Consider the following 13,571-nt stretch of genomic DNA (forward strand, 5'->3'; position numbering starts at 1 on the left):
AGGCGATTGATCCGATTAGGCAAAGATTCGATCGGATCGGGCGTTGTTTAAGGGCAGGGAAACTCCGACATTGGGAAGCCAATAGGCGGGGAGGCGACACGAAAATGCTGCCGCCGGCGACCGCGCGGCGAGCCATCTAAGCGGTCCCGCCAAAGTGCTCTTCGCCAAGCCTACGTGCTCTGGTGGCGTAACTAAAAGAGAAAATCTGACGTGCAGTTCTATACGTCAGGTCTTCATTTCCACCGACCACCAACCAACCAGGAGNAAACAAATATGAGAGCCATGATCCTTGACGCGCCTGGCGGCCTCGATCGAATTCGACTAGCGGACGTCGAAGATGCCCGTCCACCGGCCGCCAACGAGATACGGGTCCGCTTGAAGGCCAGTTGCATAAACTATCACGATTACGGAATCGCCAGCGGCAGGGCGCCGACAGAAGACGGTCGCATCCTGCTCGCAGACGGCGCGGGCATCGTTGAAACAGTCGGCAGCGAGGTAACGGACTTCTTACCCGGTGACGCTGTGCTGACATGCANTTTTCCGCAGTGGCGTTCGGGACCGCCGCAGGTCTCGGACTTTTCGCAGACGCCAGGAGATGGCGTGCACGGGGTCGCGTGCGAAACGTTCACTGCGTCAGCGTGCCTGTTTACGAAGGTGCCGCGCGGCTACAGCATGGCGGAGGCAGCGACCGTGACGACCGCCGGCGTCACTGCATGGCGGGCATTACTGGTGAACGGACCACTCCAGGCGGGTGAAACGGTGTTGGTGCAGGGTTCGGGCGGCGTATCTCTCTACGCGCTACAGATCGCTAAGGCCCTTGGCGCTAAAGTCATTGCGACATCCTCCTCCCCGGAAAAGCTCGCTCGGCTCCGTGAGCTCGGCGCGGATCACGTCATCAACTATCGCGACAACCCGGATTGGGGCCGACTTGCCTATGAGTGGAACGGCGGCAAGGGCGTCGATCACATAATCGACGTTGGCGGACCAGCTACCCTGCCGCAGTCGATTGAAGCCGTGAAGATCGGCGGCCATATCGCGATGATCGGCCTCCTCGGCGGCTTGGAGGCCACCATCCCGATGATCCCGATATTCGCCAAACAGATCCGGCTCCAAGGCTGCCTCAACGGTAGTTGGCAGGACCAGGCCGACCTCGTTGAATTTCTCGCCACCCNAAATATCAAGCCCGTTCTAGATCGTAGTTTCAGGCTTGAGGAACTGGCAGACGCGTTCCGGTATGAGGAGTCCGGATCGCACTTCGGCAAGATTGTCATTGAGATCTGAGGCAACACAAGTCTGCGGGCGACGATGTGTCGTCACCTGCCTTCCGCGTGATGCGTTGCCAAGCTCGTCGGCAGATGGCTGTGACGGTGCCGCCCAAGTAGGAAACGCAACGACGTCCGGGCCGAAATCCTTGCATCGCTGGGTTCGTCGAAGATGGCTGCCCCCTCCGCTCAGTTCGAGACCTTCAGGAAGCCTATTCCTCGCGGAATGCGGGATGATGACCTTTCCGGCCTCGTTGAGCCCAATGGCTAAAATGTAGTAATCTGGAATGAGTTCATCAATAAGCCGCGTGAGGCTTTGTGTGATACCTACCCGTTCTGCGGGCGGTTTCCGGCGCGCCTCCTTCCGCCGCTGAATCCTCAATTGCTTTAATGCGAGCCTTCAGGGATCCAACCTCATCTGTAAGTACCTCGCGAGACATGGTCGATACTTCCTCATCNTTTTTACCAACGAAGCGGCCAAATATTCCCCCGAGTAGTCGGGATAGATCGTCCATGATCAGAAAGAGCGAGGGCACAACAACGAGCGAGAGAACCGTCGAGACGATGATGCCGCCGATCACGGCGATCGCCATCGGTGCGCGAAACGAACCACCTTCGCCGACGCCCATAGCAGATGGCAGCATTCCTGCCGACATGGCAATTGAGGTCATGATGATTGGGCGGGCGCGCTTACGACCGGCCTCCACCATTGCTTCGACGCGCCCCGATCCGTGGCGCTGCAACTCGATCGCGAAATCGACGAGGAGGATGGCGTTTTTCGTCATGATACCCATCAGCATGAGGATGCCGATCAATACGGGCATAGAAATGGGATTGTTGGTCATGAGCAACCCGACCGCCACGCCCCCGATTGCCAGCGGCAGGGAGACCNAAATGGTGAACGGCTGGATGACGTCTTTGAAGAGTAGGATCAACACCACAAGCACTAGCATCAGGCCCATCAACATGGCGTTGACGAAGCTCTGCTGCATTTCCTTCTGGAGCTTGGTGTCGCCGCTCTCCGCCAAGCGGACACTAGAAGGCATATCCGTGTCAGTGACGATTTGTAGGAAGCGGGCCGAAGCAGCATCCAGCGCGACGCCGTGTGGCAGGTCGGCGCCAATCGCGACGACGCGGTCGCGGTTGCTGCGCTTGATCGAGCTTTCAACCTCAGAATAGGTGATGTCTGCAACGGTCGACAGCGGAACGCTGCCGCCACTGCCAGCCATAATCTTCAGGGAGCGGATCGCCCGGAGGTCGCGACGCATGTCAAGCGACGCCTGAATGCGGATCGGGATCTGGCGATCGTCGAGCGAAATCTTTGCAAGTGCGGCATCAAAATCGCCAATCGTAGCAATCCGTATGGTTTCGGAGATCTGCCGGGCAGTAATGCCGAGGCGGGCAGCCTGATCTTTACGCGGGCGAACCTGCAGTTCCGGGCGGGGCAGGGCGCCGTCAGTGCTGATGTTAGCGAGAAGCGGCTCGGCGCGCAGCTTTGATTCAAGAATGGCGACGGCAGCACTGAGATCGCGCTCGTCTTTGGAGAGGAAGTTGAACGACAAGTCGCGTTCGTTGCCTTCATTTAACTTTACGATGCGAACGTCTGGGATATTGTCGATCTTGGCGAAAACGTCTTTTTCGATATCCCATTGTGGGCGGTCACGGCCATGAACATCAACCTTCGGCAAATGCCGGCCAATAACAGGGATTGACCCCAGCACGTCATTGAATAGCTTTTTAGCCAGCGAATGGTCGGGCTTGAACAACGACACGGTGATCGTTGCCCGTCGCACCTCGAGCTCTCCCTTCGGCGAAGCCCCTCCGAGAATCAGCACGCTTTCCACACCATCGATACTTTTGATACGATCATATATCGCCATGCTTGTTCGCTCCGTGTCTTGCAGCGTCGCATTCGGAGGCAATTCGATCGAGAGCACAACGCGGGACGTGTCGTCCACGGGCATGAAGGTGCTGGGAACCTGCAAAAGTAAAAACACGGAAGCAACCAGAAAGCCAACGGCCGCCATGAGGGTGGCATATCTGCGCCACCACTGCCCTGTTGTGGCTCGCACCAGCCGCGTATATCCACGCAATAATACGCTATCGTTATCGTGATGATCTTCCAAGGCGTCTTCGGCGCGCATCAAATAGGCCGCCATCATCGGCGTGATCAAACGTGCGACAACGAGCGAGAAGGTTACAGAGAAGGCGACGGTCAGTCCGAACTGAATAAAGTACTGACCAGGGATACCGGGCATGAGGGAAACCGGCACGAACACAGCGATAATCGTGGACGTGGTAGCGATCACGGCAAGGCCGATTTCATCGGCTGCCTCTATTGCAGCCCGGTAAGGTGTCTTGCCCATTTTGATGTGGCGGGCGATGTTTTCGATCTCAACGATTGCGTCATCGACGAGAATACCAGTCGCGAGCGTCAGGGCGAGAAAGCTGACGAGGTTCAACGAAAAACCCAGTAAGTCCATGATCCAGAAGGTCGGGATAACAGAGAGCGGCAAGGCAATCGCGGAAATGATGGTGGCGCGCCAATTCCTAAGGAACAGAAAAACGACGAAAATTGCGAGCAACGCACCTTCTAACAAGGTGTCCATAGCGGCTTCGTAGTTGCCGTATGTGAAGTACACCGGATCATCCACCAGCTCGATGCCGACATTCGGATTACTGGCGCGGACTCTGTCCAGGCTTTGAGCGACGGTTTTGGAAACACTGACATCGCTGGCACCTTTGGCGCGGAAGACACCGAAAGTTACGACAGGAGTGCCTTTGAAGAGCGAGAAAGACTTCGGCTCCTCAAAGGTGTCTTTTACAGCGCCCACGTCCTTCAGCTTGACGAAGCGTCCACTCGGTAACGCAATTGTCGTGTTGGCCAATTCGCCGACATCGCGGGCGTCGCCGAGGACGCGGATCGCCTGTTCGCTGCCAGCGAGCTGACCGCGGCCAGAACCTAGATCGACGTTGGTTCCCCGTAACTGTTGGTCCACGCTAGCGGCGGTGATGCCATATGCATTCAGCTTGCCAGGATTGAGTTCAATACGTACTTCGCGATCGGCACCGCCGTAGCGGTCGATGCGGCCAACGCCCGATTGGCCCTGCAACGAGCGCTTGATCGTGTCGTCGACGAACCAGGATAGTTCTTCGATCGACATATTCGGTGACGATACAGCGAACGTTTGAATCGCCTGACCTTCGACATCAACCTTGGCAACGACCGGCTCTTCGACGTTGGCTGGGAGATCGCTGCGAATGCGGTCAATCGCATCCTTTGTGTCCTGCACGGCCTGTTCCGTCGGCACTTCCATGCGGAACATTACTGACGTCACTGACTGACCGTCTGTGACTGTAGACTGGATTTCGTCTACCCCGGTAAGAGATGCGACAGCGTCCTCAATTTCNTTTGTTACCTGCGTCTCCAACTCCGCGGGGGATGCTCCGCTTTGTGACACGACAATTGAGACGAGGGGCACGTCAATATTGGGGAAATGCGTAATCGGCAACTTGTTGAAGGACTGGATCCCAAGAACCAGAAGCACGCTAAAAAACAATAATGGCGCAATCGGATTGCGAATAGACCAAGCTGAAAAATTCATCGATCCATCTCCCTATGGGAAGCGTCGGACGGTTCTGGAACGGCGTTGATCCGATCACCGTCGCGAACATAGGCGCCGGCCTTGGCAACAACTTCGTCGCCTTCCTTCAGACCGTTCAAAATTTCGACATATGAACCATCTTGAATGCCGGTTTCGATTGCCGCGAATGTGACAACGCCGTTTTCCACTCTGCGAGTTGATGTTCCCTCGCTTGATGTCAGAACCGCAGATAGCGGAAGAGCTACGTTTTCAGTTTCAGCAACAATGACCTCCGCGCTCCCGTACATGCCTGCGCGTGCCTTGCTTTCGTCGCTTAAAACAATATGGACGAAGCCAAGACGGGTTATGGGATCGATCGTGGGCGAGACAAGGCGAACAAGGCCAGCAACCTGCTCGCGGCCGNCGGAGAGCGAAATACTCGCTTGTTGGCCAGCGCTAATCCTTGAAATGTCGTCTTCGCCAACGTCGGCGACAAGCTCGATTTCGCCGTCACGAATGATCGTGAAGAGCGGGTCGTTGTTGCCAAAAGCGATGCTGCCGACCTTGGCATTTCTGGAAGCAATTGTCCCCGCAACAGGGGCCGTCACATCGGTTCTTGTAAGTTTCAGTTCGACATCGGCAATCTCGGTCTCGATGATCTTCAACTCCGAAAGGGCGACTTGGACGGCGTGCTCGGCAGAACTGACCCGAGCCTCCATGGTGGCTGCGACCGCATCTGCTTCTTCGACCGAAGCAACGGAGACCGACCCAGTCTTGCCCATTTTACGAGATCGGTTCTGCTGCCTCTGGGCCTGTTCCGCATTCGCTCGTGCCTCGGCGAGTTGCGCGCGAAGTTGAGCTACATTTGCCTCGTTCCTTGCGCTGGTCGCCTGCTTTCGGCTCTTCTCCAGAATTAGAGCATCGGGATTCAAGGTAGCAAGAGTGCTTCCTGCGGCGACCTTATCCCCAATGTCGACGTTCAGGGTGCCGATCAAGAGCCCATCGACTTGGGGCTGAATGTAGATTTCAGCGACCGGGCGGATAGTGCCAGAGGCGGCTACCCTGTCCACCAACGATCGCAGCTTTGCGGTGGTGACCACGATGGACGGCAGGCTCTGGCTCGATGTTGGCTTCTCGGCCGCCTGCAAATACGATGGTGCCGCGACTATAAGCGTTGCGAATACGATTGACGCGCGAACTGCCCCGAATGAAATTGTCATATTGTGCCTCCAGTGGGCCGACAACGACCTGAATGCGAACTATCGGGTCGACGCGCATCTATGTGTATAATACATATTTATAGGTTTGCGCTGGTGACGTCAATGTATTGCTTGCATAATACACATGATTTCGTAGACCTGCTCGTCTCGGATCCCCCNGGCGCGCCACTGGCGGAGACCATTTTCAGCGGACTTGTCCCCGTCACAAAAGATCTGGAGACGGCTATGGCGTGTTCCACACATACGTAGGGTCATGCTGTTAACAACGATGCCGAGGGCATGCACAAGCTCGTAGTTGAACAGGGAGCGGGATTGCATTGCTAATCCACAAGATCAATGAAACGGACTATTGACGCATGACGAACGGGTCCACATTCACAATGCGCCAAAACAGACCACAAGGTTTGCGAGGGAAGGCGATGCAAGCGCTGGGTTGAAGGGCAAACAGGATTCGGTATGCTGTTGTAATCGTTGGAAAGATGTAGAAATGCTCTTCTGCTTCAGCAATCATGACTTGGTGATATCGGCCTAAACCGAAACACAGCGTGTCCGGACGCTGTCCGATCAACCGCTCAAGTTAGAACTTGTAGCCAACGAAAAGCGATGCAGAAGGTTGAAGTTTCTCTTCCACGACCGGGCTATCCGCCGCGTCGCCCGTCAGAATGCCGAGCCCGGCCTCGCCCCGGACCAACCAGTTTTTAGTCAGCAGGTATGTCGCTGACGCCTTGACATTCACGCGTTTCAACCCTGCTTTGGCTTCATATTCTGAAAGTCCGGAGGCGGCCGATTGGGCCGCGTTGACGCCAAAATAGGCTTGCATATGGTTCTTGTTCGCAAAAATTGCCTCCGTACCCGTACCAAGGATAAGACGCTCAGTGACAGGAACCGAGTATTCAGCCCCGAATGTGGCGACCAAACTTTCGCTTCCACCCATCGTCTGGTCGAGTTCGGCGTAGAGTTCGATCCCGTTCCACACGTAAGCGGCCCTAGCGCCGATCGTGGCTGCGAGGTCAATGTCGCCCAAGCCGTTCAGGCGGTCAGCGTCATCTTCGTCGCGACCCATCTCATAGCCAACCTTTCCAGATAGCGAGAAGCCGTCGCGTTCGAACGCTCTCACTGAAATCCCGCTAGGGTCAATCTTGAGCCATTCGCCATAGGTAAAGAGCACAACCGGTACCGGGTTTATTTGAAGTTTCTCGCTCCCTTCATATTCAGGGCGATACATCCCGCCTCCGCCGATAACCAGGCTCCAGTCCGGCGATCCAGCTTCGTTGTGGAAACGGTTTTGGTCGAAGGAGGGCTCGGGATTTTGTTCATAAAGACCGGTGTCGGCTCCGAATGCCTCTGATAATGCCCCCGAGATTGCAAGCGAAATTCCTAGGGTGGCTGACATCGCAGCACGGTCAAATCGAATGGTGAGAGACATGGACGCTCCGGTGGCTGGAATTCACAAAATGTGTAATTCACACATATAACGCCGGAAGATCATGGCTAGATTAAGGTGTAAAATACAAGCTTTCAGAGTAGCCTGCAATTGCACCGCAGACCACACTTCAGATCCCGACGACGCGCTCAAAGCCGACGTCGATCACATGGCAGATTGAGAGAGACGGAGGCTCGCTATCCACCATAATAGCTTTACCAGAGAGCCCCTCAAAAGCTTGAGGGAACGCGTCGGTCATCGCAGCGAGCTTTGCCTGTCATAAGCGACGGTCGATGGGCTCTAGCAAAACGCAACTGAAAAAGATTTCTCTTATAATTCAGTCCATGACCGATAAAGAGGGGCTGTATGACAGGGACTGCCACTCGGCGCTCACATTTAGGACCGCACGAACGGCAGATGTCGTTTCCGGTGCGCATTTCTAGCGGACGCTTTGGCCGAGGGCTTCAAGGCACGTTGGATCATCCGATCTGTGGTCCCCGCTCCAGGTAGGTACCCAAGGCCACAAATGTTTTGACGCTCTTGAAGCCTTCCAGACGATGGAACATTCCAAGAAGTCTTTCGAGGGATGAAGGATCTTCAGTTCTCACCTTCAGAATCATGGCCGTGTCGCCGGCGACCGTGTGGACCTCTTCGATCTCGCTGAAGCTCGTCATCTCAAGAACCTTCCGCGTCGTCTCCCAGTTGCTGGTTTCCAAATGCACAAATGCCAGAAGATTTTTGCCGATCTTTGGCCCATCAAGGAGTGCCACGGTCGCGCGGATGAAGCCGCCGGCTCGGAGCCGCTTTACCCGTTCGTGGACGGCTGGAGGCGAAAGATGAATCGCATTGCCGAGTTCGCCGTAGCTCAACTCCGCATTTTTTGCCAACAGGCTTAAAAGTTTTCGGTCCATAGCGTCCAGCCCATCTTCGAGTTGCCTTTTCCGCCGAACGTTTTTCGTAACTTTATCCATCGCCTTGCTTCCCGGTTATCTCCGAATATCCTGCTGTTCAGATGTTACAGTAACGAATTTTATTCGGTAAAGGAGTCGTTAAGTGGAAATTGCAACACACCCTGATTTCGAGGGCCATGAGATGGTTCTATATTGCACGGACGAAACCACAGGCCTTCGCGCGTTCATTGCCATTCANGACACGACACTAGGCCTTGGCATGGGAGGATGTCGGATGAGAGCCTATGGCAGCGATGCGGAAGCTTTAAGCGACGTCCTACGACTGTCGCGGGGAATGACCTACAAGTATGCTGCGAGTGGACTGGAGCATGGTGGAGCCAAGGCCGTGATCATTGACGATCTAGATGCTAGCAAACGTAACGAGCGTCTCCTAGCCTTTGGACGTATCGTCCAAAAACTAGGCGGTCTTTACACGACTGCAGAAGACGCTGGGATTTCTACTGCTGACGTTCGTTTGATGAGTTCGACCACCGAGCATATTCGCAACCTTCCTTTGGAAGATGGAGGGGAAGGCGCTCTTTGTACGGCTTGGGGCGTGTTTCACGGTATTCAGGCGGCTCTTGAGTTTCGCGGTCTTCCTCACCTGTCCGGCCGCACAGTGGCCGTTGAGGGATTGGGTAAGGTAGGCATGGCGCTTTGCGAGTTGCTAAACAGCGCAGGTGCTGATTTGATCGTCTGTGATCTAGACGAGCAGAAAGTTAGAGTTGCCCAACAGAAATTCGGTGCAACCGCTGCGTCTTCTGGACAGATTCACTCGACAGAAGCCGACGTTTATTCGCCGTGCGCACTGGGAGGAACTCTTAGCGAAAACACCATTCCTGAAATCCAGGCCAAGATTATTGCCGGTGCTGCGAACAATCAATTGCATTCCCCGTTGCAGGATAAGTTGCTCTGGGAGCGCGGCGTCACCTATTGCCCTGATTACATCGTAAACGCCGGCGGTGTTCTCTCGGTAGCACCCAAGGGCGCTCAGTTTAATCTGGCTGAGGCACTAGCCCGGGTGAAAACAATCCACGACACTACGCGCAACGTATTGGCCTTCTCAGAAGTGGAGGGCATTCCCACTGGAGTTGCCGCTGAATGTTTCGCGCGTAGACGCCTCAAGGGGTAGCTATCAAAAGTGACGGAATGCAAGCAGGTGCCTGGCGGCTGTTGCGAGTGACACCAAGTAAAACTACGCGAAACAAAGTCTTATCTGACTTTACATGCCGATGGCGCGCCAGAAGGGCGTCGTCGCGTGTATCGACAAAGGCGGCAACCGCCGGCCCGCAGGTCACGTGAGCGATGTAGCCGATCTTTATCTATTATTGTCATTATGACACGGCCTGTCCTTGGTGATTGCTCCTCCTCATTCTGAGTTGACAATGTGAGATGAGAGCATTATTGGATACAATTATGATTTCGGATGCGCAACAGACACAGGCAGAATTGACTGCTGCCAAGATCAGGACGTTGATCCTGAACGGCTCGTTGCAGCCCGGCCAGCCGTTGCGGCAGGATGCATTGTCCGAACAACTAAGCGTCAGTCGAACACCGCTGCGTCACGCCCTCCAAGCGCTTGCTGAAGAGGGATTGGTCGAAACGATCGGCTACAAGGGCGCAAGGGTCATAGAACTTGACCGGGGGATGATCGACGATCTCTTCGAGATGCGGCTGCTTTTGGAGCCGGTGGCTCTCAGATCCGCATTTCCACAGATCACGAAGCTCGATCTCGCCAGGGCCGAGATGGCACTCGACGCCGCGGACGCAGAAGGCGAGCCGTCAAGGCTTTCGGCTCTGAATTGGGATTTCCACTATGCTCTCTACCGTCCGTCAAAACGGCAGATGCTGCTGCGGACCATCGAGCAGTTAAACAGGGCATCGGCTCTCGCTGAGGTGATCGCGAGTTCTATTGTCGCCCGTCCGNAAAAATCGGCTGCCGAGCACCGAAGGTTGCTTCGGGCCTGCCAGGATGGCGACGAGACCGGTGCAATTGCAGCTCTAGGCGAGCATTTGCAGCTTGCTTACCATGATATACAAACAGGAGAAGAGTGAAGATGCCCGTTAAAAACAGGATCGCAGAGTTCCACGACGAAATGATCCGGTGGCGGCAACATCTTCACGCCAATCCGGAGCTTTCCTACCAAGAATTTGAAACCGCCAGCTTCGTTGCAGACCAGTTGCGTTCCTACGGGATCGAAGTGACCACAGGCGTGGGCGGTACAGGCGTTGTCGGCGTGCTTCATGGCAACCATGAAAGTGGACGTTCCATTGGGCTCAGGGCTGATATGGATGCGCTTGCGATCGAAGAGCGCAATGACTTCGCGCATCGCTCCACGAACCGGGGTGTCATGCACGCCTGCGGTCATGATGGGCACACGGCGATGCTCCTCGGTGCCGCACGCTATTTGGCCGAAACTCGGGATTTTTCAGGTCGCGTCGTTTTCATCTTCCAGCCCGCCGAGGAGATGGGCGGGAATGACGGCGGTGCAGCGCGCATGATCCGTGAAGGGCTGTTCGAGAATTTTCGCTGCGACGAGATTTACGGGTTGCACAACTGGCCCGGAATGGAGGTAGGGACCTTCGCCGTTAAGGCGGGGCCGATGATGGCGTCTGGCGATGCCTTCGAGATCGAGGTAACGTCGAAGGGAATGCATGCGGCGCAACCGCACAAAGGAGTCGATGTGGTCCTGACGGCGGGTCACATCCTCGTTGCGCTTCAGCAGATTACGGCAAGAAACATCGATCCTCTTGACGCGGTCGTCGTTAGCGCCACGCAAATTCACGGTGGCGATGCCTATAATGTTTTGCCAAACATGATCAAGATCCGGGGCACCGTGAGAGCGTTCTCTCCCGCCGCGCGAGCCGCGGCAGAATCGGCCATTCGCCGTATAGTGAAAGGCATTGCCTTTTCGACTGGCGCCGAATGCGAGACCACATACACCCAGCAATATCCCACGCTCATCAATTCGACGGCTGCCGCCCTTTCCGCAGAAGCGGCCGCATCGTCGGTGTTCAACAAGGTCGAGACGAATCCGCCACAGACGATGATCGTCGAAGACTTCGCCTTCATGCTCGAAGACCGACCCGGCTGCTATGGGTGGATCGGCAACGGCCCAGATGGCAATGGTCGCATTCTTCACAGCGCTTGGTTCGATTTCAATGACGAAGCGCTTCCATTCGGGGCCTCTTANTTTGCCTCGCTCGTTGAGGCGAGGACGCAATAGTTTTTACGCTTCGCGATCCTAGCGGACCGACGCGTTTGTAGTTTAAATGGCAGCTCTAAGGCACGGGTCTGGAGCTTTGGCTACATGGTTTCTATTCGACCACAAGGTGGCCTCTTTCTCTCATTTCATCTCAGGGGAGACAGTATTCAGGGGCTGGCGGAAGTCTCGCGCTTGCGTGTGGCCCGGGCGGAGAGTTTATACACGAGCGCACAGTTGCGGGACTGTTGTAAACCGGATTTCGCCCGACATAGGGCCAATGTGCACGACGTATTTCCGTAAGAGCTACACACGTCGAACTCAGCCGCGAGTTCCATAACCTATATTATGCGATATGTTATAACATAACAATGAGCTGTACCGATGCTATCACCTATTGAAAAGGCGTGCCTGCTCTGGATCTCGCAAGGCAAAAGTGTGCGCGATATCGCGCGGCTTGCCGGTCGACGGGTGACGGAAATCGAATTACATATTTCGGACGCCTGTGCTTCACTCGGCGCAGTATCATTAACCGACGCCGTCGAGAGGGCAAAGTTGTCGCACGAAGTTCCGAAAAGTAGAGGTCAGGGCGGGACGAAGTCGCCCAAGGCGGTCGACGTCGAAGTCGGAGCCCGGATTCGTTCGCAGCGCCGAGCAAACGGGCTGAGCCAAACCACCGTCGCGCGTGCGCTTGGCATAACATTTCAGCAAGTCCAAAAATATGAAAACGGCACGAACCGGGTCGGAGCGAGTCGCCTTCAAAATCTTGCGAATGTACTTGGGGTTCCTGTGGGGTTCNTTTTTGATGGCAATTCAAGGCAAGCGATGGAGTCAGAAATGCGAACTGACCTGCTCGCGGCCAACGACCTCACCGCATTTCTTCAATCGGCGGAAGGCAGAGAGCTGAATACCGCANTTTCCAAGTTGAAGTCCCCAAATGTCCGCAAGCGTGTTGTCGTTTTGGTCAAAGCAATCGCCTCGTCTTTTCCGGAGGAAGCCTCTGAAACGAAATAGAGTCGCCCTTTCCCCGCAGGCGTAGGTGAGGCAGCCGACGACTGAATAACCTTGAGAACTGTGCCATGAACGATACCGGCCGTCTTTCAGCGTCGCTGACCCTGCTCCAGTCGATCGACAATTCCGATCAGTTGGAAAACGCATTGCTGCAGATCTGTAGGCTCTTCAGCCTCAAGCACATGACATTCCTGGTCGTTCGCGCAGGAGCCGCACCCACGCAATATCCCTACTATTGCACCACCTATCCGAAACCCTGGACAGAAGCCTATGTCGCAGGGAATTTCTTCGACACGGATCCGGTTATCGAAATTTTAGGATGGAGCAGGCTTCCCGTTGACTGGTCGTCACTGGACTCGGGACAAGCCCGCCAGTTTTTTGAAGACGCTCGTCTAAGCGACGTTGGCTCTCATGGGATGACTATACCACTACGGGGTCCACAGGGGGAACGCTGTCTGTTCTCGGTGTCATCGGATCATTCTCGTGCCGACTGGTCCTTACTAAAATCAAATAGCACTCGTGAGCTCTCCATCANTTCGCATCTGCTCCATGAAAAGGTGCTTTCGGAACTCGATCTCCCAACTCGTCGGTCTTGGCGGGCGCTATCGCCGCGAGAAAGACAATGTCTCGAGCATATCGCCAGGGGGCTCATCCCAAAACAGATCGCTGCAAAACTCTCGATCTCGGAAAGTTCGGTGCGGCTCTATCTCCGCTCTGCGCGGCGAAAGCTCGATGCAAAGACAAGTCATCAGGCCGTGGCGAGGGCGAGTTTTTGCGAGATAATTAAAATCTAGGAATTGATGGTGCGAATCCCTGCAACTTTCTCGTCAACCTGACGAATTCGATAGATTGCTACAGGTTCCGCNGGGTCCGATCATAGCGTGTGAGCAAGTAGGCCGTCGCGGTGCGGCACCACGT

At 55.4% G+C, this 13,571-nt stretch carries 10 protein-coding genes; 6 read left to right on the forward strand and 4 right to left on the reverse strand.

The annotated features are described in order from the left end of the window. Positions 1 to 282 precede the first annotated feature (282 nt). Positions 283 to 1,281 (forward strand): zinc-dependent alcohol dehydrogenase family protein, encoded by a 999-nt coding sequence (locus CUC55_RS07015; RefSeq protein ID WP_425352786.1) that lies wholly within the window; start codon positions 283 to 285, stop codon positions 1,279 to 1,281. Between the two features lie 277 nt (positions 1,282 to 1,558). Here CUC55_RS07015 and CUC55_RS07020 read toward each other — a convergent pair whose 3' ends face one another. The 4 genes from CUC55_RS07020 to CUC55_RS07040 all read right to left on the reverse strand — a co-directional run bounded on the left by CUC55_RS07020 (position 1,559) and on the right by CUC55_RS07040 (position 8,400). After that, complete coding sequence (locus CUC55_RS07020; protein ID WP_103087389.1) at positions 1,559 to 4,867, reverse strand: efflux RND transporter permease subunit; 3,309 nt, start codon at positions 4,865 to 4,867, stop codon at positions 1,559 to 1,561. Continuing rightward, positions 4,864 to 6,066 carry an efflux RND transporter periplasmic adaptor subunit gene (locus CUC55_RS07025; protein ID WP_103087390.1) on the reverse strand — a complete coding sequence of 401 codons (1,203 nt, stop codon included), beginning with the start codon at positions 6,064 to 6,066 and terminating at the stop codon, positions 4,864 to 4,866. Before CUC55_RS07025 ends, CUC55_RS07020 begins: the two co-directional genes overlap by 4 nt. 577 nt (positions 6,067 to 6,643) lie before the next feature. Further along, entirely contained in the window at positions 6,644 to 7,492 is an 849-nt protein-coding gene (locus tag CUC55_RS07035) for a MipA/OmpV family protein (protein ID WP_067650248.1), read from the reverse strand. A gap of 476 nt (positions 7,493 to 7,968) precedes the next feature. Beyond that, entirely contained in the window at positions 7,969 to 8,400 is a 432-nt protein-coding gene (locus CUC55_RS07040; RefSeq protein ID WP_245303984.1) for an Lrp/AsnC family transcriptional regulator, read from the reverse strand. Positions 8,401 to 8,581: 181 nt separating this feature from the next. Here CUC55_RS07040 and CUC55_RS07045 point away from each other — a divergent pair, with 181 nt between their 5' ends. The 5 genes from CUC55_RS07045 (at position 8,582) to CUC55_RS07065 (ending at position 13,447) form a co-directional block, all read left to right on the forward strand. Then, entirely contained in the window at positions 8,582 to 9,571 is a 990-nt protein-coding gene (locus CUC55_RS07045; protein WP_103087392.1) for a Glu/Leu/Phe/Val dehydrogenase family protein, read from the forward strand. A 284-nt stretch (positions 9,572 to 9,855) separates the two neighbouring features. Then, positions 9,856 to 10,494, forward strand: a complete 639-nt coding sequence (locus tag CUC55_RS07050; protein ID WP_170063838.1) for a GntR family transcriptional regulator — start codon at positions 9,856 to 9,858, stop codon at positions 10,492 to 10,494. Between the two features lie 41 nt (positions 10,495 to 10,535). After that, positions 10,536 to 11,666 carry an amidohydrolase gene (locus tag CUC55_RS07055; RefSeq protein ID WP_425352787.1) on the forward strand — a complete coding sequence of 377 codons (1,131 nt, stop codon included), beginning with the start codon at positions 10,536 to 10,538 and terminating at the stop codon, positions 11,664 to 11,666. 360 nt (positions 11,667 to 12,026) lie between these two features. Next, positions 12,027 to 12,656 (forward strand): helix-turn-helix domain-containing protein, encoded by a 630-nt coding sequence (locus tag CUC55_RS07060; protein WP_103087395.1) that lies wholly within the window; start codon positions 12,027 to 12,029, stop codon positions 12,654 to 12,656. 65 nt (positions 12,657 to 12,721) lie between these two features. Beyond that, positions 12,722 to 13,447 carry a helix-turn-helix transcriptional regulator gene (locus CUC55_RS07065; RefSeq protein ID WP_103087396.1) on the forward strand — a complete coding sequence of 242 codons (726 nt, stop codon included), beginning with the start codon at positions 12,722 to 12,724 and terminating at the stop codon, positions 13,445 to 13,447. Positions 13,448 to 13,571: the final 124 nt, after the last annotated feature.

It is taken from the genome of Agrobacterium bohemicum, assembly GCF_002896715.1.
Taxonomy (GTDB): Bacteria; Pseudomonadota; Alphaproteobacteria; order Rhizobiales; family Rhizobiaceae; genus Agrobacterium; species Agrobacterium bohemicum.

Coding starts and splice junctions, on each gene's coding strand:
- CUC55_RS07035 (WP_067650248.1), bottom strand. CDS start 7,492: ATGTCTCTCACCATTCGATTTGACCGTGCTGCGATGTCAGCCACCCTA.
- CUC55_RS07040 (WP_245303984.1), bottom strand. CDS start 8,400: ATGGACCGAAAACTTTTAAGCCTGTTGGCAAAAAATGCGGAGTTGAGC.